This window comes from Pseudogulbenkiania sp. MAI-1, from assembly GCF_000527175.1.
GTDB lineage: Bacteria > Pseudomonadota > Gammaproteobacteria > Burkholderiales > Chromobacteriaceae > Pseudogulbenkiania.
This window is the reverse complement of sequence record NZ_AZUR01000001.1, coordinates 2,674,562-2,696,891: the sequence shown is the minus strand read 5'-3', so window position 1 is coordinate 2,696,891 and position 22,330 is coordinate 2,674,562. Positions and strand designations below refer to the sequence as shown.

General features: G+C 62.3%; 19 protein-coding genes and 1 riboswitch. Of the genes, 9 read left to right on the top strand and 10 right to left on the bottom strand.

Annotated features, from left to right (window positions below; genetic code table 11):
- Window positions 1-14 precede the first annotated feature (14 nt).
- The 4 genes from PSEMAI1_RS0112540 to PSEMAI1_RS0112525 form a co-directional block, all read right to left on the bottom strand.
- On the bottom strand, window positions 15-2,072 hold the full coding sequence (locus PSEMAI1_RS0112540; RefSeq protein ID WP_024303206.1) for a bifunctional diguanylate cyclase/phosphodiesterase: 2,058 nt from the start codon (window positions 2,070-2,072) through the stop codon (window positions 15-17).
- 11 nt (window positions 2,073-2,083) lie between these two features.
- Window positions 2,084-5,314 (bottom strand): CHASE domain-containing protein, encoded by a 3,231-nt coding sequence (locus PSEMAI1_RS20920; protein ID WP_024303205.1) that lies wholly within the window; start codon window positions 5,312-5,314, stop codon window positions 2,084-2,086.
- A gap of 215 nt (window positions 5,315-5,529) precedes the next feature.
- A riboswitch (cyclic di-GMP riboswitch) is annotated at window positions 5,530-5,616 on the bottom strand.
- A 204-nt stretch (window positions 5,617-5,820) separates the two neighbouring features.
- On the bottom strand, window positions 5,821-6,687 hold the full coding sequence (locus PSEMAI1_RS0112530) for an alpha/beta hydrolase (protein ID WP_024303204.1): 867 nt from the start codon (window positions 6,685-6,687) through the stop codon (window positions 5,821-5,823).
- Between the two features lie 21 nt (window positions 6,688-6,708).
- Window positions 6,709-7,194 (bottom strand): adenosine-specific kinase, encoded by a 486-nt coding sequence (locus tag PSEMAI1_RS0112525; protein ID WP_024303203.1) that lies wholly within the window; start codon window positions 7,192-7,194, stop codon window positions 6,709-6,711.
- A gap of 452 nt (window positions 7,195-7,646) precedes the next feature.
- On the opposite strand from PSEMAI1_RS0112525, the gene PSEMAI1_RS0112520 reads away from it, so the two are divergent.
- Window positions 7,647-8,477, top strand: coding sequence for an SDR family oxidoreductase (locus tag PSEMAI1_RS0112520; RefSeq protein WP_024303202.1), 831 nt, complete (start codon window positions 7,647-7,649; stop codon window positions 8,475-8,477).
- A 7-nt stretch (window positions 8,478-8,484) separates the two neighbouring features.
- Here PSEMAI1_RS0112520 and PSEMAI1_RS0112515 read toward each other — a convergent pair whose 3' ends face one another.
- Window positions 8,485-9,711, bottom strand: a complete 1,227-nt coding sequence (locus tag PSEMAI1_RS0112515) for a diguanylate cyclase (RefSeq protein ID WP_024303201.1) — start codon at window positions 9,709-9,711, stop codon at window positions 8,485-8,487.
- A 194-nt stretch (window positions 9,712-9,905) separates the two neighbouring features.
- On the opposite strand from PSEMAI1_RS0112515, the gene PSEMAI1_RS0112510 reads away from it, so the two are divergent.
- From PSEMAI1_RS0112510 to PSEMAI1_RS21360, 4 genes are all read left to right on the top strand, one after another.
- A complete protein-coding gene (locus PSEMAI1_RS0112510; protein WP_024303200.1) occupies window positions 9,906-12,722 on the top strand; it encodes a valine--tRNA ligase in 2,817 nt (938 codons plus the stop codon).
- Window positions 12,723-12,788: 66 nt separating this feature from the next.
- Window positions 12,789-13,628 (top strand): hypothetical protein, encoded by an 840-nt coding sequence (locus PSEMAI1_RS0112505; protein WP_156943131.1) that lies wholly within the window; start codon window positions 12,789-12,791, stop codon window positions 13,626-13,628.
- The gene (locus PSEMAI1_RS21810) at window positions 13,625-14,086 is read left to right on the top strand and encodes a hypothetical protein (RefSeq protein ID WP_156943130.1); all 462 of its coding nucleotides are present in this window, start codon (window positions 13,625-13,627) and stop codon (window positions 14,084-14,086) included. Before PSEMAI1_RS0112505 ends, PSEMAI1_RS21810 begins: the two co-directional genes overlap by 4 nt.
- A 189-nt stretch (window positions 14,087-14,275) precedes the next feature.
- A complete protein-coding gene (locus PSEMAI1_RS21360) occupies window positions 14,276-14,797 on the top strand; it encodes a transposase (protein WP_084612689.1) in 522 nt (173 codons plus the stop codon).
- A 45-nt stretch (window positions 14,798-14,842) separates the two neighbouring features.
- Here PSEMAI1_RS21360 and PSEMAI1_RS0112495 read toward each other — a convergent pair whose 3' ends face one another.
- The 3 genes from PSEMAI1_RS0112495 to corA form a co-directional block, all read right to left on the bottom strand.
- A complete protein-coding gene (locus tag PSEMAI1_RS0112495) occupies window positions 14,843-15,604 on the bottom strand; it encodes an ABC transporter substrate-binding protein (RefSeq protein ID WP_024303197.1) in 762 nt (253 codons plus the stop codon).
- Between the two features lie 209 nt (window positions 15,605-15,813).
- Window positions 15,814-16,548: a peptidylprolyl isomerase gene (locus PSEMAI1_RS0112490; protein ID WP_024303196.1), complete on the bottom strand. Its 735-nt coding sequence runs from the start codon at window positions 16,546-16,548 to the stop codon at window positions 15,814-15,816.
- 112 nt (window positions 16,549-16,660) lie between these two features.
- A complete protein-coding gene (gene corA, locus PSEMAI1_RS0112485; RefSeq protein WP_024303195.1) occupies window positions 16,661-17,632 on the bottom strand; it encodes a magnesium/cobalt transporter CorA in 972 nt (323 codons plus the stop codon).
- Between the two features lie 256 nt (window positions 17,633-17,888).
- Between corA and PSEMAI1_RS0112480 the strand changes: the two genes are divergently transcribed.
- Both PSEMAI1_RS0112480 and PSEMAI1_RS0112475 read left to right on the top strand, forming a co-directional pair.
- Window positions 17,889-18,443: a TetR/AcrR family transcriptional regulator gene (locus PSEMAI1_RS0112480; protein WP_024303194.1), complete on the top strand. Its 555-nt coding sequence runs from the start codon at window positions 17,889-17,891 to the stop codon at window positions 18,441-18,443.
- Between the two features lie 47 nt (window positions 18,444-18,490).
- Window positions 18,491-18,808, top strand: coding sequence for a multidrug efflux SMR transporter (locus tag PSEMAI1_RS0112475; RefSeq protein WP_024303193.1), 318 nt, complete (start codon window positions 18,491-18,493; stop codon window positions 18,806-18,808).
- 14 nt (window positions 18,809-18,822) lie between these two features.
- On the opposite strand, the gene PSEMAI1_RS0112470 is transcribed toward PSEMAI1_RS0112475, so the two are convergent.
- Window positions 18,823-19,749 carry an isoaspartyl peptidase/L-asparaginase family protein gene (locus tag PSEMAI1_RS0112470; RefSeq protein ID WP_024303192.1) on the bottom strand — a complete coding sequence of 309 codons (927 nt, stop codon included), beginning with the start codon at window positions 19,747-19,749 and terminating at the stop codon, window positions 18,823-18,825.
- Between the two features lie 109 nt (window positions 19,750-19,858).
- On the opposite strand from PSEMAI1_RS0112470, the gene PSEMAI1_RS0112465 reads away from it, so the two are divergent.
- Together PSEMAI1_RS0112465 and rarD are read left to right on the top strand one after the other, a co-directional pair.
- A complete protein-coding gene (locus PSEMAI1_RS0112465) occupies window positions 19,859-20,548 on the top strand; it encodes a Pr6Pr family membrane protein (RefSeq protein WP_024303191.1) in 690 nt (229 codons plus the stop codon).
- Between the two features lie 191 nt (window positions 20,549-20,739).
- Window positions 20,740-21,648 (top strand): EamA family transporter RarD, encoded by a 909-nt coding sequence (gene rarD, locus PSEMAI1_RS0112460; RefSeq protein ID WP_024303190.1) that lies wholly within the window; start codon window positions 20,740-20,742, stop codon window positions 21,646-21,648.
- 9 nt (window positions 21,649-21,657) lie between these two features.
- On the opposite strand, the gene PSEMAI1_RS0112455 is transcribed toward rarD, so the two are convergent.
- Window positions 21,658-21,936: a SemiSWEET transporter gene (locus PSEMAI1_RS0112455; RefSeq protein ID WP_024303189.1), complete on the bottom strand. Its 279-nt coding sequence runs from the start codon at window positions 21,934-21,936 to the stop codon at window positions 21,658-21,660.
- Window positions 21,937-22,330 lie beyond the last annotated feature (394 nt).

Below are 22,330 nucleotides of genomic sequence, written 5' to 3'. Positions count from 1 at the left end.
TCACCCGGCGGGCGTCACCTTGCAGTAGATGCCTGTAGAGGAATGCGTTTACCGGTGTGCAAGAGGGCGCTCATGCGGTCGGCCGACAGGGGCCGGCTGAAGAAATAGCCTTGGATCTCGTCGCATTGGCTGGCAGTGAGAAAGCCCAGCTGCTCTTCTGTTTCCACTCCTTCGGCCACGGTCCTGAGCCTGAGCGCGCGCGCCATGTTGATGATGGCCTGGGTGAGCGAGGCATCGTCCTTGTCATCGGTGACATCCCGGATGAAAGACTGGTCGATCTTCACGACGTCGAAGGGAAAGCGTTTCAGGTAGCTGAGGCTGGAATAACCTGTACCGAAGTCATCCAGGGCCAGCCGGACCCCCAGGGCCTTGATTTCATTCAGCGCCTGGCTCACCGTCTCGCTGCGTTCCATGATGGTGCTTTCCGTCAGTTCCAGTTCCAGATGGTGTGGCGCAAGCCCGGTTTCCGTGAGAACGGTGCGGATGGTCCGGGGCAGGTCCGACTGGCGGAACTGCCGCGCGGAAACGTTGACCGAGATGGAGAGTTCGGGGTAACCCAGCGCATGCCATTCCCTCGCTTGCCGGCAGGCCGTCCGCAGTACCCACTCGCCGAGGCCCACGATCAATCCGGTCTCCTCCGCCAGCGGAATGAAGCCATTGGGCGGTACCAGGCCGAAGCTGGGGCGGTGCCAGCGGACCAGGGCCTCGAGACCGACCACGGCGCCGCTGCCGAGCGCCACTCGCGGCTGGTAATGGAGTTCGAATTGGCCTGCTTGCAGGGCATGGCACAGCGAGCTTTCCAGGTCCACGCGCTCTCGCGCTTGGTGGGACATTTCACGCACGAAGAACTGGACACCGTTGGCGGTGCCCGACTTGGCCCGGTACATGGCCGCATCCGCGTGCTTGAGCAGCGACTCACAGTCCTCGCCATCCTCGGGGTACACGCTGATGCCGATGCTGGCGCTGACGTACAGCTCGTGCCCTTCCACCTCAAACGGCTGGGCGAGCGCGGCACGTATCGCTCGTGCCACGTTGCCGGCGTCTTCCATGTGGGCCAGATGGGAAATGGCGATGACGAACTCATCGCCGCCGAGCCGTGCAATCAGGTCGGTCTTGCGCACCGCCGCTTCAAGACGGGCGGCGACCATCTTCAGCAGCTCATCCCCGGCCTTGTGTCCCAGGCTGTCATTGATGTATTTGAAACGGTCCAGGTCGAGAAACAGGATGGCCAGCCGTTGTCCTGTACAACTGGCCCGTTCGATTGCCTGGAGCAAGTGCTGGTCCAACTGCTTGCGGTTGGGCAGGCCGGTCAGGGTGTCGTGCGTCGCCAAATGGTAGAGCTCCCGCTCGTAGGCCTCGCGGTCCAGTAGTGCAGCCTGCAGATGATGTGTCCGCTCCGCGACCCGTTGCTCAAGGTCGTTCAGCCTGAGCTCGCGTTCGCGTTGCAAAGCCCACTTCTCCGCCAGCGCGTAGGCGAACTGCAGCACCTCGATCGGCTCGAACGGCTTGCGCAGGAAGAACAGGCGATCGGTGCGTCCCAGCCGGGTAGTGATGGCATCCCAGGAATGATCGCTATAGGCGGTGCAGATCACCACCTGCAGTTGGGGGTCCGCCTGCCATAGTGCTTCGATGGTCTTGAGGCCATCCCAGCCGCCGGGCATGCGCATGTCGACGAACGCCACGGCGTAGGGCCTGCCTTCCTGCCGAGCCTGTCGGACCCGTTCGCGCCCCGCGGCGCCACTCTGCGCCAGATCGACCGAGAAGCGCGGCAAGGCTGGCGGCGCCGCTTCGCTGGCGCCGAACACTGCGGTCTCCAGCGCTTCGAGCGCCGCATCGTTCTCGTCGTCCTCCCCGGCCAGAATCTTGTTGAACAGGGCCAGCACGGACAGGTTGTCGTCGATGACGAGAATCCTTGGCCGCACCGCGCACGCCAGGCCGCTGTTTCCGGGCATGTCGGTGTGCGGCGTCAGCGGAGATGTGCCGATTGGCGCCGGCCCCACGGTGGCTGGCTGATGTTCGACCGGGGGCGCCGGCTGCAGCGTCGGCTCATCGCGTGTATCAAGATGGACCATGTCAGGGGCTCTCACTCGAATGCTTGCGCCACGCCGTGGGTAGCGCAAGAAGGCAGGGGGGAGATGGCTTCGTCGTGTGGTGCCAGGGGCAATTCCAGCGTAAAGCGAGCGCCGCAGCCAGGGCCATCGCTGTGAGCGGCGAGGTCTCCTCCCAGCTCATGGGCCCAGTTGGCGCTCGAATGCAGGCCGTAGCCGTGGCCATCGGCCTTGGTGGTGAAGCGCTGGTCGAACAGGGTGGACAAGTGGTGCGCCTCGATGCCCATGCCGTTATCGCTTACCTCCAGCCGGACGTGGGTTTCGGTCTGCACGGTACGCAGTTCGATCCAGCCGCTGCCATCGTGGCGGTCGTGCAGGGCATGGCAGGCATTGGAAAGCAGGTTCAGCAGAATCTGCAGCACCTTGTGGCGATCGACCAGCATTGCCGCGCTGCTTTGGTAGTCGCGCCGGATCTCGATGCGGCGCAGGTCGCAGGTGTTTTGGCCGAGCTTGAGCGCCATCTCCATCAGGCTGTCCGCGGCAAGCCGCTCGCGCGGCGCCTGGGCTATCCCGGTCATGCTCTGCTGGGAGGCGATGACGGCCGTGGCATGCTCGGTACAGGTTCTGAGGGTCTCTACCTCGCTGAGCAGGGCCTCATGCTCCGCCTGCAGGTGCTCGGTGAGCCGGGCGAGATAGGCCTGCATGGCTTCTCGTGGGGCCGTGGCGGTCACGGCTTCTTCTGGCGGGGCCGGGAGCAGCCCGGCAAGCCGCTGCAGCTTGGCCAGCTTGGAGCGGCGCAGTTTCTCCTCGATGGTCGCCGAGGCAACGTTGATCCCGACGAGTGCATTGCCGAGATTGTGCAGGATACCCGTGGCCAGCATGTTGAGACCCGCCTCGCGGGTCTTGTCGCGCAATTGCTGCTGCAGCCGGCTCATGCGCAGTGCGGCCTGTACGCGGGCCAGGAGTTCCTGCGGTGCGAAGGGTTTGCAGATGTAATCGTCGGCACCGCCTTGCAGGCCCGACGCGCAGGCCTCGGCACCGCCGCGGGCCGTGAGCAGGATGACCGGCAGGTGGGCGAGCTCGGGGGTTGCCTTGATCCGGCTGACCAGCTCGAGGCCGTCCATGGCCGGCATCATGACATCGGAAACCACCACGTCGATAGCCTGTTCCTGCAGCAAGTGCCACGCCTCCAGGCCGTTTTCGGCGACGAGGACCTGGTAGTCGTCGCCCAGCAGCCGGGCGAGGTAGTCGCGCATGTCCGGATTGTCGTCCGCCACCAACACGTGGGGTCGTTGTGCCGTGGTGCTTGTGCCGGGGCAGGGGGCGCCCATCGTTCCTCTGGTTTCGGCGAGCCCCTCGCCGAAGCGGGCGCGGCGCAGTGCGGCCCGTGCCTTGCCGTCTGCCGGCTGTGTGGTTTCATGGTCGCCGGTGGCCACCGTCGCCATTGGTTGCACCGTCCGCGGTAGTTGCACGTAGAACCGGGAGCCCTTCCCCGGCGTGCTCTCCACGCCGACATGCCCCCCCATCAGTTCCGCCAGCTCCTTTACCAGGGCGAGACCGATGCCGGTGCCGCCGTACTGGCGCGTGCTTGAGCTATCCACTTGCTGGAAGCGGGTGAACAGCAGGGGAAGTTTGTCCTCCTCGATGCCGATGCCCGAGTCGGTCACCTCCAACTGGAACCACTGCTCGTCTCGCGCCGTGGCTTCAAGGCGAATCCAGCCTCCGGCAGGGGTGAACTTGAGTGCATTGGCCAGGAGGTTCAGCACAATTTTTTCGAAGTGGTTCTGGTCTACGCATACCGTGTCGAGCGCGGGGTCGATGTGCCAGTCGAGGGTACAGCCCTTGCGTTGGGCGACGGCGGCGGTATCTTCGGCGATCGGGGCCAGCACCGCTGTGGGGTTGATGGTTTCCCAGCGCACGTCGAATTTGCCGGCCTCGGCCTTGGAAAAGTCCAGCAGATCGTTGACGCGGTTGAGCAGCATCAGCGCGTTGCGCTGCACCCGCGCCAGTTGCTCGTGCCATTGGTCTGGCGGGGTTTTGGCACTCCTCAGCTCGTCCAGCGGTGCCAGGATCAGGGTGAGCGGCGTGCGCAGCTCATGGCTGACGCTGGCCAGGAACGCGCTTTTTGCCCGGTTGGCCGCCTCGGCGGTCTCCTTGGCCTGTTCCAACTCCTGCGCGAGCTGGGTGCGTTCGGCGATTTCTCTTTGCAGGCGGCGATTGACGTGAGCAACCTCCCGGCTGCGCTGGCGGTTGAGCGACGACGACCAGACGAAGGCAGCGAACAGCGCGCTGATCAGCAGCCCGCCGAGCAGGATCAGGCGCGGCTTCTGTTGATCGATGGCACTCTCGAAGGCCGGCAACGAGCCGAAGTGCAGCGTCCAGTGGCGGCCGGCGAATTCGATCACCGACGTCGCATAGAACACCGACGCGTCGCGCTCGTGCAGATGTTCGGGTGAGCTGTCGAACAGCAGGCTCTGCGACGAGTCGTCGCGGCCGTCGTGGATATCCAGGTCGATGTCGGGCAGCGCGTTGCGACCGAGAATGCCTTGCATCAGGTCGTTCATGCGGAACGGTGCGTAGACGTAGCCGAGCAGGGCGGCGCGGCGTTCCTCGACCGTTCCCAGCGGGGTGTCGTTCCGGTAGACCGGCAGATACATCAGGAAGCCGTTTTGCACGGCCTGTTTCGTTTCCTGCACCAGCTGGACCTTGCCGGAGATCGACGGTTGTCCCGTGTCGCGCGCGCGTACCATCGCCTCATGGCGTACCGGCTCCGAGAACATGTCGTAGCCGAAGGCGCGCTGGTTACGCCAGTCGAAGGGCTCGAGATAGACGATCGAAGTGTATTCCGAGCGCTCGCCCGCAGGCCGTAGGGCATAGTGCGGAAAGCCTTCCGCGCGTACCGCCTGAACATGGGTAGCCAGTTCGGGAGGCAGGATACGCCGTGAGAAGCCGATGCCACGGATGCCGGGGTAGTTGTGACCGATGGCGAGGGTGCCGACATAGGTGCGCCATTCATCACGCTTGACTTCGTCATTCGCCGCAAACAGGCCGACGCCCCCGCGCAGTACCTGTTCGTAGGCCAGCAGGCGCTGTTGAACGGCGAACTCGATCTCGTTCACCTTGAAATTGAAGCGGGCACGGGCGGTGTGGATGGCTTCTTCCGTGGCGCTCGCCCACAGCCACAGCGTCATGCCGAACAGGGCGGAGAAGGCGAGCAGGGCGGCCAGCAACGGGCGATGCTGGCCGGACAGCAACTTGCCCCACATGGTCGCGCCTCTTTCAGCCCGGAACGGACACTGCGCGCAGGAAAACGTGTCTTCAGGAGCGGGAGCGGGAGCCGCAGTCGGACGCATGGCGGGTCCTCCTGGATTCACGGGCGATAGGCGGCGCCCGCGGACTTCGAACGCCGGCACGAGGGGAAGGACATGGGGTAGGGGGCACGAACCGCGCAGGCGTCGTGAAAGGACGAGGCGGCTTCATTTCCGGCAATCCCGCTATCATAGGGTGTCCACCCCTTAGACCGGTGACTTTGCGCCCCCGCCTTTCGACGGGTTTGCCTTTAATACGGATGTTTTCGGAACGGTCGTATGACCTTGGGCTTGTCACAAAGGGCCGGGCACCGGCATGGCGGCACCAGGCGGAATCGACCGGAACCGGCAGCATCTCGAAGGGATGCGACCCGCAGAAGCCTCGCCGTGGCGTGGCTCCCCAGGACCGTCTCCCCTGCTATGCCGATATCTTGGTAAAGCTATAGATACTCATGCCATACCAGTCAAGAGGAATTATGGAGGGCGTTTGGGGGCGTCTTCATGGCTCCCGCCGGGAGATGCTGCGCCAGGAAGCTCCCCAGTTCCGCGCGCCAGGTCTCCCGCATGAACAGAAAACCGTCGTTATGGCCACCGGTCATCTCCACGAACGCTTTCGGTCCTTTGACGGCGGCAAACAGCGTCTCGCCGTGGCGAAACGGCACGATGTCGTCCTGGCGGCTGTGGGCGATCAACACCGGGCTCGAGACGCGGCCGAGAGCTTCCCGCGTGTCGTAGCGGTAGCGCGCTAGCCACCGCGCCGGCAGCCAGGGGTAGAGCTCCGCCGCCAGCTCGGGCACCGAAATGAAGCTCGATGCGAGCACCAGCGCCCCCGGGCGCTCGGCGACGGCGAGCCGGGCGACGACCGCTCCGCCCAGCGATTCGCCCACCAGTACGATGCGTTCGGGCGGGATTCCCCGCTCCTCCACGAGATGGCGCCAGGCGGCGCGGGCATCGGCGTAGGTGCCTTCCTCGCTTGGCTTGCCTTCGCTGCGGCCGTAGCCGCGGTATTCGAGGAGCAGCAGGGAGTAGCCGAGGCGGTGGAACATGGGAGCGTAGTCCAGCCTGTGGGAGATGTTGCCGGCGTTGCCATGGGCGAGGAGCGCCGCACCGCGCGCCGCCGGCACGGGGATATACCAGCTCTCGATCCGGACCCCGTCTTCCGTCGTCAGCCACACCTCTTCATAGTCGAGCCCGACGTCCTTGGGGGTCCGCAGAATCTGCCGTCCCATTTCGGGGAAATAGAGGAGGTAGCCCTGCAGCACAAACACGCTGCCCAGCAGCGCGGCACACGCCGCGCCACCCACCGTCAACGCTTTTAGGAAGGCTTCCATGCTGATCAGAATCGCTTTCCCTCATAGCTTGTAGCCGATCTGGCGCAGCAGATTCTTCCGCCACTGGATGTCGTCGTCGCCTTCGATGTCATGGGCACAGAAGCCGTCCACCACGCCGAGCACGCTGCGCCCCTGTTCCGTCTCGGCGAGAATCACCTCGGTGGGATTGGCGGTCGCGCAGAAAATGCGGCAAACCTCGGGCACCATCTTGACGGTGTTCAGCACGTTCAGCGGATAGTATCCCTCGCCGAGGAAGATGATGAAGCAATGGCCGGCGGCAACGGCTTGCGCATTCTGCTGGGCCAGTTCGATCATGGCGGGGTCGGTGCCGGACCAGCGCACCAGGCATTTGCCGGAGGCTTCGCAGAAGGCCACGCCAAACTTGATGCCAGGGACGGCCGCTATCAGCGCTTCGTGGATGTCCTCGACTGACTTGATGAAGTGCGTCTGACCAAAAATGAAGTTGATCGCTTCCGGCTTATCGATTTTTTGAGTGATGAGCTGCATCTCGAACGTCTCCTTATCCGGTGTCGCCTGATGGCGCGGAAATCATGCAGTGGATGAGTGGCCGCCTCGGGTCACGGCTCGGGCCAAGTGGGAGAGGGGCGGGGGCTGGTCCACCCGGTTGGCGGGCATGTCGACGACTTCTTGGCCGATCACTTTTAATCTTATGCGGATCATCCCTAAAGTGAATGGCCGGTTTGGGCCGTCAGGCATGGCCTCGATAACGGCCAAGCCCCTTCTTCCGGGTGTCCTATGAGGGAGGCTGGAACGATTCCATCCGCACGTGCCGGCTACGGGCTGTAGTACACTCCGCAGGGTTATTCGGGGCCCGGCCGCCATGGGCTTGCACCGTGCGGTCAATTTAGGGTGCCGTTCTCGCTATCATCGGCACGCCCGTTGCCGGTTTGATGCCGGCAACGCGGCTGGTCTGGTTTGTCACACAGGATTTTGTTTTCATGGCTCTTCCCAGCATTCTGATCACCGGCTGCTCCAGCGGCATCGGCTATACCGTGGCCAAGGGGCTCCAGGCGCGCGGCTGGCGCGTGTTTGCCAGCTGCCGCCAGCCACAGGATGTGCAACGGCTGGCCGATGAGGGGCTGGAATGCCTGCGGCTGGACGTGGACGATTCGGCCTCGATCCGCGCCGCCGTCGACGAGGTGTTGCTGCGCACGGGCGGCACGCTCGACGCGCTGTTCAACAACGCCGGCTTCGGCCAGCCCGGCGCGGCCGAGGACATCACCCGCGCGGCGCTGCGCGAGCAGTTCGAGACCAATCTGTTCGGTGCCTGGGAGCTGACCAATGCGGTGCTGCCGTCGATGCGCCACCAGGGGCATGGCCGCATCCTGTTCAACAGTTCGGTGCTGGGCTTCGCCGCGATGAAGTACCGCGGCGCCTACAACGCCAGCAAGTACGCGATGGAAGGGCTGTGCGACACCTTGCGGCTGGAACTGGAGGGCACGGGGATCTTCGTTTCGCTGGTCGAGCCAGGGCCGATCGAGAGCCGATTCCGGCCCAACGCGCTAACGCATTTCCTGAAGAACGTCGACATCGAGCACAGCGCGCACCGCGCTTCGTATGAAAAGCAGCTGGTGCGGCTGAAGAAGGAAGGGCATGCCGCGCCGTTCACGCTGCCGCCCGAAGCGGTGCTGGACGCGGTGCTCGAGGCCTTGCAGAGCAGGCAACCGGCGGCACGCTACCGGGTGACCTTCCCGACCAAGCTGTTCTGGCATTTGAAGCGGCTGCTGCCGACGAGGGCGCTGGATTGGGTGCTGCAGCGCGCGGCCTGACTGTACCTCAGCTGGCGCAGACGCGATTGCGCCCGCCCTGTTTGGCCTTGTACAGGCGCTCGTCGGCCAGCTTCAGCAGTTCGCGCACGTCCGGTGCCGTGGCGGCGGCCATGCCGATGCTGATGGTGTAGCGGACCGCCCCCTTGGGACTGTCCACCACCTGTCTTTCCACGTCCTGGCGCAGCTCCTCCAGCCGCTGTGCCAGCGGGTGAGCGGCATCGCGCTTCATCAGCACCACGAATTCCTCGCCGCCGAAGCGCGCCACGATGGCGCGCGGGAAATGCTCGCGCAAGCGGTCGGCTAGGTGCTGGATCACGATGTCGCCGACGTCGTGGCCGAAGCCGTCGTTGATCTGCTTGAAATGGTCGATGTCGAGGATGGCGATGCCGTAGGCGCCGCGCACCTGCTGCACCTGCTCGAACAGGTGGCGGCGGTTGGACAGGCCGGTGAGCGGGTCGGCGTGGGCCAGGTGTTCCAGCGTCATCAGGTTTTCGACGAACTCGACGTTGCGCGTGATGCGGCAGGTGAACTCCTCGAAGGTGAACGGTTTTTGCAGGTAGTCGTCGGCGCCGGCCTTGAGGAAGCGCGGCGTCATGGTCTTGTCCTGCTGCACCGAGATGCCGACGATGGCGAGCCGGGTGTGGGTGTAAAGCCGGCGAATGGCGCTGGTCATCTGTGCGCCGTCCATGCCGGGCATGCCGTAATCGGCCAGCACCAGCCTCACGTCGCTCTCCTGGCGCAGGATCTGCAGCGCTTCTTCGGCATCGCTCGCCTCCAGCACCTGGTACAGCTGCCGCTGCAGGTAGTCGCGCAGCAGCGAGCGGGTGGTGTGCGAGTCGTCCACCACCAGCACCTTGATCTGCGGGTTGCGGTCGACGCGCTTGAGCATACGCATCAGGTAATCGAGCGCCGACGGGCTGTCCTTGGGGATGTAGTCCACCACCGGCATGCTCAGGATGTCTTCCCGCGTGGCCTGGTCGCTATACGCCGTCAGGACGATGGTGGGGATGCCGCGTCTCAGCAGCAAGGGCAGCGCTTCGCCGTTGGGGGCGTCCGGCAGGCAGTAGTCCGCCACAGCCGCGCTGAAGTGCGCGCCGTCCACCAGTTTCTCTTGCAGTTCGGCGAGACTCTGCACCGGCTCGGCCTCGAAGCCCAGCTCTTCGACCATGCGGCACACCGGACGGATCAGCATGGTGCTGTCCTCGATAACCAGTACGCGTTTAGGGTTTTTCATAAGTGGATTCATTGGCGATTGTCATTTATAAAAAGCAATCGCTTCAAAATGTTGTTGTTTTGGCTTTTAAGCTCAAAAGAGTACGCCAATCGGCTCATGCTGTCCAAATAACATAGTAGTACTCCGAAGGTGGGCCGATTCGGTTTATAATCGACACTATTTTTCTGCTTTCCTCACGGACACGAATTCAGACCATGGAACTCGCCAAGAGCTTTGAACCGGGCGACATCGAACGCCGCTGGTACGCCATCTGGGAAAACGCCGGCTATTTTCAGCCGCACATGGATTCCGACAAGCCATCGTTCTGCATCCAGCTGCCGCCGCCCAACGTCACCGGCACCCTGCACATGGGCCATGCCTTCAACCAGACCATCATGGACGGCCTGACCCGCTACTACCGCATGAAGGGCGACAACACCGCCTGGATTCCAGGCACCGACCACGCCGGCATCGCCACGCAGATCGTGGTGGAGCGCCAACTGGCCGAGCAGGGCGTGAGCCGCCACGATCTGGGCCGCGAGGCGTTCATCGACAAGGTGTGGGAGTGGAAGGAAAAATCCGGCGGCACCATCACCCAGCAGATGCGCCGCGTCGGCTGCTCGGTGGACTGGAGCCGCGAGTACTTCACCATGGACGAGACCCGTGCCAACGTGGTCACCGAAGTGTTCGTGCGCCTCTACGAGCAGGGCCTGATCTACCGCGGCAAGCGCCTGGTGAACTGGGATCCGAAGCTCGGCACCGCCGTGTCCGACCTCGAAGTGCTGTCGGAGGAAGAAGACGGCTCGATGTGGCACATCCGCTACCCGGTGGTGGGCAGCGATGAAACCGTGGTGGTCGCCACCACCCGCCCGGAGACGCTGCTGGGCGACGTGGCCGTGGCCATCAATCCGACCGACGAGCGCTACCAGCACCTCTTGGGCAAGATGCTCGAGCTGCCGCTGACCGGCCGCCAGATTCCGGTAATCGCCGACGACTACGTCGACGCCGCCTTCGGTACCGGTTTCGTCAAGATCACCCCGGCGCACGACTTCAACGACTACCAGGTCGGCAAGCGCCACAACACCCAGCTCGTCAACGTGATGAGCCTGCAAGCCACCATCCTCGACAAGGCCCAGGTGTTCGGCTTCGACGGCTCGGCGCAGGGCACCATTGAGCTGCCGGCCGCCTACGCCGGCCTGCACACCTCCGAGGCACGCAAGAAGATCGTTGCCGACCTCGAGGCGCAGGGCCTGCTGGTGGAAGTGAAGCCGCATAAGCTGATGGTGCCGCGCGGCGACCGTACCGGCTCGGTGATCGAGCCGATGCTGACCGATCAGTGGTTCGTCGCCATGACCAAGGTGGGCGAGGGCGACGCCACCGGCAAGACCATCACCGAGAAGGCCATCGACGCCGTCGAATCCGGCCAGGTGCGCTTCATCCCGGAAAACTGGGTCAACACTTACAACCAGTGGATGAACAACATCCAGGACTGGTGCATCAGCCGCCAACTCTGGTGGGGCCATCAGATTCCGGCCTGGTACGACGAAGACGGCCAGGTCTACGTCGGCCGCAGCCTGGAAGAAGCCCAGGCCAAGGCGCCGGGCAAGACCCTGCGTCGCGACGACGACGTGCTCGACACCTGGTTCTCGTCCGCGCTGGTGCCGTTCTCCACGCTAGGCTGGCCGGAAGACACGCCGGAGCTGCGCGCCTTCGTGCCGTCGCAAGTGCTGGTGACCGGCTACGAGATCATCTTCTTCTGGGTGGCGCGCATGATCATGATGACCACCCACTTCACCGGCAAGGTGCCGTTCCGCGACGTGTACATCCACGGCATGGTGCGCGACCACGAAGGCAAGAAGATGTCCAAGTCCGAGGGCAACGTGATTGACCCGGTGGACCTGATCGACGGCATCCCGCTGCAGCCTCTGATCGAGAAGCGCACCACCGGCCTGCGCCGCCCGGAAAAGGCCCCGTCCATCGCCAAGGCCACCGAGAAGCTGTTCCCGGAAGGCATCCCGGCCTACGGCAGCGACGCGTTGCGCTTCACCATGGCGAGCTACGCCACGCTCGGCCGCTCGGTCAACTTCGACTTCAAGCGCGCCGAAGGCTACCGCAACTTCTGCAACAAGCTGTGGAACGCCACCCGCTTCGTGATGATGAACGTCGAGGGCAAGGACTGCGGCCAGGATGAGAGCCTGCCGCTGGAATACAGCTTCGTCGACCAGTGGATCATCGGCCGCCTGCAGCAGGCCGAAGCCGATGTGACCAACGCGTTGGAAACCTACCGCTTCGACCTCGCAGCCCAGACCATCTACGAGTTCATCTGGAACGAGTACTGCGACTGGTACGTCGAGCTCGCCAAGGTGCAACTGCAGAACGGCAACGAAGCGCAACAGCGCGCCACCCGCCGCACCATCGTGCGCGTGCTGGAAGTGGCGCTGCGCCTGACCCACCCGATCATGCCCTTCATCACCGAAGAGCTGTGGCAGACCGTGGCGCCGCTCGCCAACGCTCGGACGACCGACTCGATCATGCTGGCGGCCTGGCCGGTGGCGGTGCCCGAGAAGATCAGCGCCGAAGCCAACGCGCGCATGGAAGCGTTCAAGGACATGGTCAACGCCGTGCGCAACCTGCGCGGCGAGATGAACATCGGCCCGGCCGTGAAGGCGCCGCTGTTCATCGAAACCGCCGACCAGACGCTGGCCGACTTTGTGCCCTACCTCAAGCTCTTGTGCCGCCTCACCGATGGCATGCTGCTGGCCAAGCTGCCGGAAGACGACTCCCCGGTGGCGATCAGCGGCGACGCCCGCCTGATGCTCAAGGTGGAAGTGGACAAGGCCGCCGAAACCGCCCGCCTGACCAAGGAAATCGGCAAGGTCGAGGCCGAACTGGCCAAGCTCACGGCCAAGCTGGAAAAGCCGGGCTACGTCGACAAGGCCCCGGCGCATCTGGTGGAGCGCGACAAGGCACAACTGGCCGAGTTCAGCGACAGGCTGGAGAAGCTGAAGGGGCAGTTGGCGAAGTTGGGTTAATTTTAATTTTACCCCTCTTTTAGAGGGGTATTTTTTGATTGCCGATAATGACAATGGAGAGTCATTTTGGGTGAAAATACTGCATTTAATAATTTGATAGCTGAGTTGATGCCTAGGCATGTTGGGATATATGCACAGTATGAACCAGGAGAGTTTGATGCCGTACGTTTCCTCATGGCATATCAAAAGGCTGTTGCTGCATTTGAACGAGCCAACCAAATCTTTCTAAGAAGAGTGGCGCCTGGTAAAACTGGTTTAAGGTATAAGCTTTATGGCTTTGATACGGGCTCTCTTTTTTCGGATGTGTTTCCCTCTCATGAGGGTGAGGACGTTGATGTGGCTCAGAAGTCATCGTTTTCGCTTTTTGATGTTTTTGATGGGGTGGAGTTGCCTGATATGCAGCGTTTGATATCGGCTTCTGATGATATCAATAAGGAAATGAGCCAGTTTGCATTGATTGATGGTGAAATTGTTAACCCTGAAATCCTTTTATCTGATGCACTTAAGGTTGCGAAGCTTTTGAAAGGTTTTCCTGATGGGCATAAAGTTTTAATAGCAGCGAATGATGAGTGTGTTTCAGTTTCCGGGATTGCTAGGGTAAATGAATATTATGTGGATGATATTTTGTATCGAGAGGAGAGCTTTGAAGTTAGACAGGCTCAAACATTAGAGGTGAAGAAGCCGGAATATATTGATAGGTCTGCTTGGTCCTTTGTGTATGAAGGTAGGGTCATCGTGGCCAAAATTATGAATGAGGAATGGCTTCAAGGTTTTCAGCGTGGGCATATCAGTGTGCCGCCTGGTACGAAGTTGGTGGTTGATCTAATTGTTTCAAAGATGCGTAGCATTAAAGGTAAAGGTATTAAGGAGAAATTTGCAGTTAAAGAGATTGGGGGTGTTGTATGATTAAAGCTAATCTAAGTAAGGCTGCATTAATTGACTTTATTTTCATAATATTGCCTTTTTGTGTTTTTCTTATGGTAAATGCGGTATCCGGCGATGGTGCAATAGAAAAGACGTTTTATTCATCAGAGGTTGGGTTTGCGGCAACTATTCTCTATGGGCAGCTTGTGGCAAAGTTTGTGAGTGAGGTTGCTAGTATTGAAGGTCAGGTTGAACCAGATCGTGCAGCTTTGGTCGTCACAGTTTTGGTGGCACTGTTGCTAATATCATCGATTGTTTTGGCTGTTGTTCTTATAAAGAGCCCAATTCAAGTTTGGGTTTACTGGGTGCAGTTATTTTTGTTTGTGATTTCTATCTATCTGCATTTTGATTTTTATGAAAAAATTGAGAGGTTTAAACGGGGCAGAGCTTTGCAAGGAGCTCCGATGGGAAAGACCATGCCTACCACTGCAGGGTCTTAAGGACGCACTTCATATCACAGAACAAGGTACTGTGGGTGCTGGCCGCGTACCCCGTAGCAACGCATGGCGTGTAGCACGTAGGATGGGTGAAGGCGCTGGCGCCGTAACCCATCAATAAAAGGCGCTCTTGTCGTGATGGGTTGCGCTGCGCTCCACCCATCCTACGAAAGCATCTTACGGGGGTATCCGATGAGCAATTACCGCCGCCATTATGTACCGGGCGGTTGTTATTTCTTCACGGTGGCTTTGGTGGACCGCCGCTCGGATGCCTTGGTGCGGCACGTCGATCATTTGCGCGAGGCTTTTCGTACGGTCAAACGTGATTTTCCCTTCGAGATGCCGGCGGTGGTGGTGTTGCCGGATCATCTGCACTGTATCTGGACTTTGCCGGAGGGGGATACGGCGTATCCGGAGCGTTGGAGGCGTATCAAAGCCGGTTTTTCCCGGTGTGTCGGTGATTTGCTGGTGCCTTCCGCGAGCCGTATCGGCAAAGGGGAGAGGGGTGTGTGGCAGCGGCGGTATTGGGAGCATACCTTGCGCGATGAGAACGACTTTGCCCGCCATGTCGATTATATCCATCGCAACCCGTTGAAACACGGTTTGGTGTCGCGTGTGGCGGACTGGCCATTCTCGTCGTTTCGCCGTTATGTGAAAGCCGGTATTTATCCGCCGGATTGGTGCGGTGTTGATGAGGATGTGGGTGGCGAATAGCATTTATGGGTTACGCTTCGCTCCACCCATCCTACGGCCTGCGTTTCACCTCAACAGCCGTCTGATATAGCTATCCATAATCGCCTGATAGCTCCCATCCTGCTTCATTTCCCGTAGCACTTTATCGAACACCTCGCATATCGAGTTTTTGCGGCGTGCCTTCGAGAACGCGAGGTAACTCGGCACGGTGTCGATAACCTGCGGCAGTTGCCTGACCTGGCCCAGCAGGTTCTGCCGTTGCAGGTAGAACTTGCCGACGTACTCGGATGCCACCAGCACGTCGAAGCGGGCGGCGCCGAATTTCTTGACCGCCTCTTCGAAATTGTTCGACATCTCGATTTTCTGGTATTTGCCGGCCTTGACCTGCTGGTCGAAGATCGGTCCGTAGCTGATCTGGTTGACCAGCCCCAGCCGCAAGTCGGCCAGTGCGGCGTTACCGTTCTTCGCGACGGCGAGGCTGTCTTTTTTGACGAACATCACGATGTGCTGGTCGATCAGGGATTCGTGGCAGTAGTCCAGATAGCGTTCGCGCTCGGCGGTTCTGAACACCGTGAACAGGCCGTCCACCTCGCCGTCTTGCGCCGCGCGCAGCACCCGTGGCCAGGGAATGACCTCGATGGTCACGTCGCGCTCGCTACGACGAAAGGCTTCCTTCACGATCGCCGGCATCATGCCCTTGACCTCGTTGCCCTCCTGATATTGGAAGGGCGGGTAGTTGATGGTATAGAGCGTGAGCACTTCGGCGACGACACCGGCTCCCCAGGTGACGAGAGCGATCGCTGCCAGGACGTTGATGAGAGGTTTCATACCCCTCGTTATAAGCTGCGCGCCGGCTGGGTGCAGCCAGGGGATTGGGTGGTGCGGCTTTGCGTGTCAGGCGCAGGCAGTGTCGGTGTGTTGCGTCGGAGGGGAAGGGTGATCGGCGGCGACGCGAGGCCGCTTGCCGACCAAGTACGTGAGGCACAAAGAAAAACCGGGCATCTCGCCCGGTTTCGTGCTTCCGCCTGTCGGCCGGCTTACTGCGCCGTCATCGAATAGCCTTCGATCTTGGCTTCTTCCACCAGCTTGCTCAGGTATTCGTGCATCGCCTGGCGGCCGGCCATTTCGTTCAGGTACTGGCCCAGACGCTCCTTGATGTCTTCGAAGGCGATCTGGCCGCCGCTCTGGCGAGCGTTGACCTGGATGATGTGGTAGCCGAACTGGGTTTCGACCAGGTTCGGGGTGATCTGGCCGGCTTCGGTGCTGAACACGGCCTGTTCGAATTCCGGCACCATCTGGCCGCGGCCGAACTGGCCGAGGTCGCCGCCCTGTTTGCCGGACGGGCAGGTGGAGTGTTCGCGGGCGAGGTCGGCGAAGCGGGCCGGGTTGGCCTGCACTTCGGCCAGCACGCCTTCGGCCTTGGATTTGGCGAGCATGTTGGAGAGTTCGTCACCCTGACCCAGCGGGAACAGGATGTGGCTGGCCTGGGCGCTTTCGCCTTGACGGAATTGTTCCGGGTGTTCGTTGTAGAACGCCAGGCAGGTGGCTTCGTCGACCGGGGTGAACGCCAGTTCCTTGTCGAGCAGGGCGCCGATGGCCTGGCCTTCGTTGCTGGTGTCAAGGCCGCTGGCCTTGGCTTTTTGCAGCAGCAGTTCGTGCAGAATCAGTTGTTGCACGGCGGCGTCGCGCGGGCTGGGGGCATCTGCCTGGTTTGCCAGCTCGGCTTGCACCATTGCTTCGGTAATTTCAACGCCGTTTACGGTAATGGCCATGAGGGAGTCCTGATCGAGTCGGTGAATACGCCCGCGTGAGTGCGTGCGCGGAATAATCCCGGTATTAATGGGGGCATCGACGGCGGTTTCAAGTGCCGGGTGTGGTGATGGTCTACAGCCAGCCCACGCGCTTGAAGCGCCTCCACAGCAGGAAATCCAGCACCACCATCACCAGCAGCGCCAGCGGGTAGCCTTCGCTGGCTTTCAGCTCGGGCATGTACTGGAAGTTCATGCCGTAGATGCCGGCGATCATGGTCGGGATGGCGAACAGCGCGGCGTAGCCGGCCAGCTTCTTGCTGACGGCCGATTCGTCCAGCGAGATCATCGCCAGGTTGACCTGTATCGCCGTGGCCAGCATGTCGCGCAGCGAGTCCAGCGTACGGGAGATGCGCGACAGGTGATCGTCCACGTCGCGGTAGTAGTCCTGTACCGGCCGGCACATGTCCGGTACACGTCCGCCGTGCAGCCGCGCCACCGCCTCATTCAGCGGCACCACGGCGTGGGTGATGATGACCAGCTTGCGCTTGAGCCGGTACAGGTCCTGGATGGTCTGCCGGCCGGCGCCCCCTTGGGTGAACAGCCGTTCCTCGATTTCCTCCAGCTCGTCTTCGAGCTTGTGCACCACTGAGAAGTAGCGGTCGACCACCGAGTCGATCAGGGCGTAGAACACGAAGCCGGCGCCGTAGCGCAGCAGATGCGGCTCGCGCTCGCAGCGCGCACGCACGTTGCGGAAGCCCTGCTGCGAATGGCTGCGCAGCGACAGCACGTAGTTGTGGCCGACAAACAGGTCCATCTCGCCCACCTGCAGCTCGCCGGCGTCGTCGGTTTCGAGCAGTTGCAGCGCGCAGAACAGCATGTCGTCGTATTGCTCCAGCTTGGGACGCTGGTGGCCGTGGCGGGCGTCTTCCACGGCCAGTTCGTGCAGCTGGAATTCGTCAGTCATGTGCTGCAGCTCGTCGGCATCCGGGTCGAGCATCGCCACCCAGACGAAACAGTCGGGCCGGCCCAGGTAGTCGTGGATCTGATCGATGGGCAGGTCGGCCAGCTTCTGGCCGTTCTGGTAGGCGACGCAGTTGATGAGCATGGCCTCTCCTTGGCGCGGGACTTGTATTCATCCAAGCCGTTAAACAGCCGACCCGCAAGTCGGGACGCGGGGCGGGGTGGGTGGCTGAGGCGATCGAAGCGCCGTGTCGGCCCGACGCTGGGGAGGCGAGGCGGGTAGCGTCTTGGGCGCCAGGGGACAGGGTGTTGCGTGCACGCTGCGTCGCTTGGGTCGAGATTGCCTTTTGTTTCAAGCATTAATAAAATACCGTCCAGACGGATAAATTAAGGGGTAACCCATGGGGCGGACTTCCACCATCGAACCGGACCGCATCCTTAACGCCACCGAGCGGGTCATCATGCGCGACAGCGTCGCCCGCCTGACCATCGACGCGGTGGCGGCGGAGGCCGGGGTCAGCAAGGGCGGGGTGCTCTACACCTTCCGCACCAAGGAGGCGCTGATCCAGGCGCTGATGGAGCGGATGGTGCGGCGCTACGACGAGGAGATCGAGCGTTGCTGGCCGGCAGAGGGCATCAAACCGGAGCTGGCCCATCTCAAGGCCTACATCGATGCGGTGCTGGGGCTGACCGGGCAGGACCACCGCACTGCTGCGGCGATGCTGGCTGCCGCCATGAACAATCCGACCCTGCTGGCGCCGATGCAGGATTTCTACGCCCGCCACTTGCCGCGGATTCGTGCTGCACTGCCCGACGATCGGGCGCTGACGGCCTTCCTGGCGATCGAGGGGATGGTGTTTCTGGAGCTGTTTGGGCTGGTCGGCTTCAGCCAGGCCGAACGCGAACACGTGGTACGGAGCCTGCACGCGCTGATCGACGGCGCGGCGGCTTCCTGAACCGTGCGCCGCCCGCGGCGATCATCAACGAGCATAAGGAGAAGAACATGCCCTGGATCTTTCTGACGATGGCGGGATTGTTCGAGGTGGGCTGGCCGTTGGGGATGAAGATGGCGCAAAACAGCGGCCATACCGTCAAAGGCATCGCCTTCGCCATCACCTGCATGGCGCTGAGCGGCTTTCTGCTGTATCAGGCGCAGCGTACCATCCCGATGGGCACGGCGTACGCGGTATGGACCGGCATTGGCGCGGCCGGCACCTTTCTGGTCGGGGTGATGTTCTTCGGCGATGCCTCGTCGCTGCTGCGCTACCTCGGCGTGCTGCTGATCATGTCCGGCGTGATCTTGCTGAAGTTCGGTGGCTGAGCGACGTGTCCTTTTCACGCCTCGGACGGCTCGTCGCGGTACAGCGCCAGCTCGCGCCGTCCTTCGCCATCCACCATCGCGCGGTACATGGCCGCGCAGTTGAACGGCGTGGCGATATGCCCTTGTACATCGACGGCGATGACGCCGCCGCTGCCTCCCAGTTCCAGCAAGGTGCCGTTGACCACGCTGTCGGTGGCCTCGACCAGCGTCTGCCCGGCATAGGCGAGGCGAGCGGCGATGTCGTGGGCGACGACGGCGCGGATGAAGTATTCGCCGTGCCCGGTGGCTGATACCGCACAGTGCTGATCGGCCCAGGTGCCGGCGCCGATCAGCGGGCTGTCGCCGATGCGGCCGGGCCACTTGCCGGCGCGCCCGCCGGTGGAGGTGGCGGCGGCGAGCCGCCCCTGGCTGTCCAGCGCCACCGCACCGACGGTGCCGTGCTTCATGCTCTCCTGGCCGGCGGCCAGGCGGGCCTTTTCCTGCTGCAGCGCCTGCCAGCGTTGTTCGGTGAAAAAGTAATCCGGTGCGACGCACTCCAGCCCCTGAGCACGGGCGAAGGTGTCGGCGGCGGCAAAGCCGAGCATGACGCACGGCGAGGCTTCCATCACCCGGCGGGCGAGCTTGACCGGGTTCTTGGCGACACTGACGCCGGTGACGCTGCCGGCGGCCTGGGTCTGGCCGTCCATGATGGCGGCCTCCAGTTCGACGGTGCCGTCCAGGGTGAAGTCCGCGCCGCGCCCGGCGTTGAACAGCGGGTCGTCCTCCAGCAGCGCGACCGCCGCGGTGACGGCGTCGAGCGCGCTGCCACCAGCCTGCAGCAGGCGGTAGCCGGCATCGAGCGCCGCTGCCAGTCCGGTGCGTAGCGCGGCATCCCGTTCGGGGTCGATATCGGCACGGCTGATCGGGCCGGCGCCACCGTGCACGGCGAGGGCGATGGTCATCGGTGCAACTCCCCTGGTTTTGACCGCCAGCCGGATGTGGCTTGGCTATGCTTTATATAGCGTAGCCCGCCGAGAGGAGGTCGGGTCTTGCTACGCTGGGGGGCGTATCATGCAAAACGAGAAAACAAGACAAGTGTACGAGCTGATGCTGTTGTCACTGGCCTGGTTCGCGCTGGCGCTGCAACTCTATCTGGGCGTGATGGCCGAGCTCGAACTGGGCGTGGCGTGGCAGTGGACGGTGTTCAACTACTTCAGCTATTTCACCATTCTTACCAATCTGTTCCTGGCGGCCGGGCTGACTGTGCCGCGATTGCGACCGCAATCGCGCTTCGGACATTTCCTGTTGCGGCCGACGGTGCGCTCGGCCTCGCTGGTGTATATCGCCATCGTCGGCGTGGTGTACGCGCTCCTGCTGCGCCACTTGTGGAATCCGACCGGCTGGCGCTGGCTGGGGGACGTGCTGCTGCACGACGTGATTCCGATCGGCTACTTCATCCATTGGGTGCTGTTCGTGCCTCCGGCCCGGCTGCGCTGGCGTGATGCGCTGGTCTGGCTGGTTTTCCCCGGAGGCTATCTGGCCTACACGCTGCTGCGGGGCGAGTTCGTCGGATTGTATCCCTACCCCTTCCTCAACGTGCTGCGCCTGGGCTACGAGGGGGTGCTGGTCAACTCGGCTTTCCTCGCGCTGGCTTTCCTGGCGATGGGCTGGCTGGTGGTGGTGCTCGATCGTCACGTCAAGAGCATGGTGGCGGCACGGGTGTCCAGTCGTGGCGGGCCGAAACGGGCTGTCGGCCCTTGATGCGTGATTTTTGCCGGTAACTGACTGACCCCCTCTTCGTGAGGGGGTATTTCATGCCTGTGGCTCTTGCTGACCTTCCCGTATGCTCTTCGACCTGGCTTGGCGTCTCCGGGCTCATTTGCCGGGAGCCCGGCGTCGGTGTTACAACGTCAGGCTTTGGGCGGTGGCGGCCGCCGCTTTCTGGAGAGGTCATGCCTCATTCTCAGCCTCTGTCCGGCAAGGGGGTCATGCTGTCGGTACTGGCATCGGTACTGTTCGCGCTGCTGTCCGGCTATACCACGTTGCTGAAGCCGCTGGACGGCTTGGCGATCTACGCCTGGCGGGTGTTGTGGACCTTGCCCGGGGTGCTGCTGCTGGTAGCCGTGCGCGGTCAGTGGTCGTCGTTGCGGGGGCAATTGGCCCGGCTGCGAAGCGAGCCCGCGCTGTGGCTGGCGCTGCCCGCGATGGCGGCGCTCTTGGCGACGCAGTTGTGGCTGTTCATGTGGGCTCCGCTGCATGGGCAGGCGATGGCGGTGTCGATGGGCTATTTTCTGCTGCCGCTGACCATGGTGCTGACCGGCTGCCTGCTGTACGGCGAACGGCTGTACCGTTTGCAATGGCTGGCCGTGGCCTGCGCCATGCTGGGGGTGGCGCACGAGCTGTGGCTGACGCGCGCTTTCGCCTGGCCGACGCTGCTGGTGGCGATAGGCTATCCGCCGTATTTCGTGCTGCGACGCTGGTCGAAGCTGGAGCCGGTCAGCGGCTTCGTACTGGAGCTGGCCGCGATGAGCCCGGTGGCGCTGGTGCTGCTGTGGCAACTGGGCGAGGCGGGCTGGGGCGTCCTGGCCGAGCCCCGGTTCTGGCTGCTGCTACCGGGGCTGGGCCTCATCAGCACCGTGGCGCTGGTGTGTTATCTGGTTGCCGGCCGGCTGTTGCCGCTCGGGCTGTTGGGCATTCTCGGCTACGTCGAGCCGGTGCTGTTGTTCGTGCTGGCGGTGACGCTGCTGGGCGAGCCGCTGTCGGCCGATAGCTTGCTGACCTATGGGCCGATCTGGCTCGCGGTGTTGCTGACGGGCGTGCATACCTTGCTGCATCAGCGCGGTTCGCTGCGTGCCGCTTAGTCGTCCGCTCTAGCGGGTCGGTTCATCCCGCCGCCTCATCTCTTCCCGTATCTTCAATCCCAGAATGATCGACGACAGCAACAGCGTGATGGCGTTGGAGACGATCAGCGGACCGGCACCCAGCAGGATGCCATAGGTCAGCCACAACGCCACGCCGCTGACGAACATCAGGTACATCGACAGCGAGATGCCGCTCAGGTCGGGTGCGCGCAGCGCGTGCAGCACCTGTGGCAGGAAGCTGGCAGTGGTGAGAAAAGCGGCCAGGTAGCCGAAATATTCCAGATTCATGATGTGCTGCCGGGATCAAAAATGTGACAGCTTATCAGACCCGGCCCTTTCCACGATCAGATCCCCAGCCGTTTCACTACATCGCTGCCGGCGGGTGTGGCAAAGGCAGGACAACTCGGCGGCAGGGGCCTCAGATGCGGGAGGCCGCTTGTTCGGCGTTTACCAAGTCCATGATTGGCCAGCTTTTTGTTAAAGGTCAACCGACACAACCCTGCGAATGGGGTTACTTCAATTCGGCTTGCCACAAGAGTGTTTTGTCCTACGTCTCATGCTGATTGTCGGGAGAGAGAGGGTTGCACACTTTTGCTTATGATCAACGCAAACGGAATTTTTACTATAAAAATAAACTCCATTGTCCTATTCATTTGTTATATTAATACTGGGGATGCCGATG

Coding starts and splice junctions, on each gene's coding strand:
- PSEMAI1_RS0112530 (WP_024303204.1), bottom strand. CDS start 6,687: ATGGAAGCCTTCCTAAAAGCGTTGACGGTGGGTGGCGCGGCGTGTGCC.
- PSEMAI1_RS20920 (WP_024303205.1), bottom strand. CDS start 5,314: ATGTGGGGCAAGTTGCTGTCCGGCCAGCATCGCCCGTTGCTGGCCGCC.
- rarD (WP_024303190.1), top strand. CDS start 20,740: ATGCCTCATTCTCAGCCTCTGTCCGGCAAGGGGGTCATGCTGTCGGTA.
- PSEMAI1_RS0112470 (WP_024303192.1), bottom strand. CDS start 19,749: ATGACCATCGCCCTCGCCGTGCACGGTGGCGCCGGCCCGATCAGCCGT.
- PSEMAI1_RS0112475 (WP_024303193.1), top strand. CDS start 18,491: ATGCCCTGGATCTTTCTGACGATGGCGGGATTGTTCGAGGTGGGCTGG.
- PSEMAI1_RS0112465 (WP_024303191.1), top strand. CDS start 19,859: ATGCAAAACGAGAAAACAAGACAAGTGTACGAGCTGATGCTGTTGTCA.
- PSEMAI1_RS0112510 (WP_024303200.1), top strand. CDS start 9,906: ATGGAACTCGCCAAGAGCTTTGAACCGGGCGACATCGAACGCCGCTGG.
- PSEMAI1_RS0112480 (WP_024303194.1), top strand. CDS start 17,889: ATGGGGCGGACTTCCACCATCGAACCGGACCGCATCCTTAACGCCACC.
- corA (WP_024303195.1), bottom strand. CDS start 17,632: ATGCTCATCAACTGCGTCGCCTACCAGAACGGCCAGAAGCTGGCCGAC.
- PSEMAI1_RS0112525 (WP_024303203.1), bottom strand. CDS start 7,194: ATGCAGCTCATCACTCAAAAAATCGATAAGCCGGAAGCGATCAACTTC.
- PSEMAI1_RS21360 (WP_084612689.1), top strand. CDS start 14,276: ATGAGCAATTACCGCCGCCATTATGTACCGGGCGGTTGTTATTTCTTC.
- PSEMAI1_RS0112490 (WP_024303196.1), bottom strand. CDS start 16,548: ATGGCCATTACCGTAAACGGCGTTGAAATTACCGAAGCAATGGTGCAA.
- PSEMAI1_RS0112455 (WP_024303189.1), bottom strand. CDS start 21,936: ATGAATCTGGAATATTTCGGCTACCTGGCCGCTTTTCTCACCACTGCC.
- PSEMAI1_RS0112520 (WP_024303202.1), top strand. CDS start 7,647: ATGGCTCTTCCCAGCATTCTGATCACCGGCTGCTCCAGCGGCATCGGC.
- PSEMAI1_RS0112515 (WP_024303201.1), bottom strand. CDS start 9,711: ATGAAAAACCCTAAACGCGTACTGGTTATCGAGGACAGCACCATGCTG.
- PSEMAI1_RS0112540 (WP_024303206.1), bottom strand. CDS start 2,072: ATGGTCCATCTTGATACACGCGATGAGCCGACGCTGCAGCCGGCGCCC.
- PSEMAI1_RS0112495 (WP_024303197.1), bottom strand. CDS start 15,604: ATGAAACCTCTCATCAACGTCCTGGCAGCGATCGCTCTCGTCACCTGG.
- PSEMAI1_RS21810 (WP_156943130.1), top strand. CDS start 13,625: ATGATTAAAGCTAATCTAAGTAAGGCTGCATTAATTGACTTTATTTTC.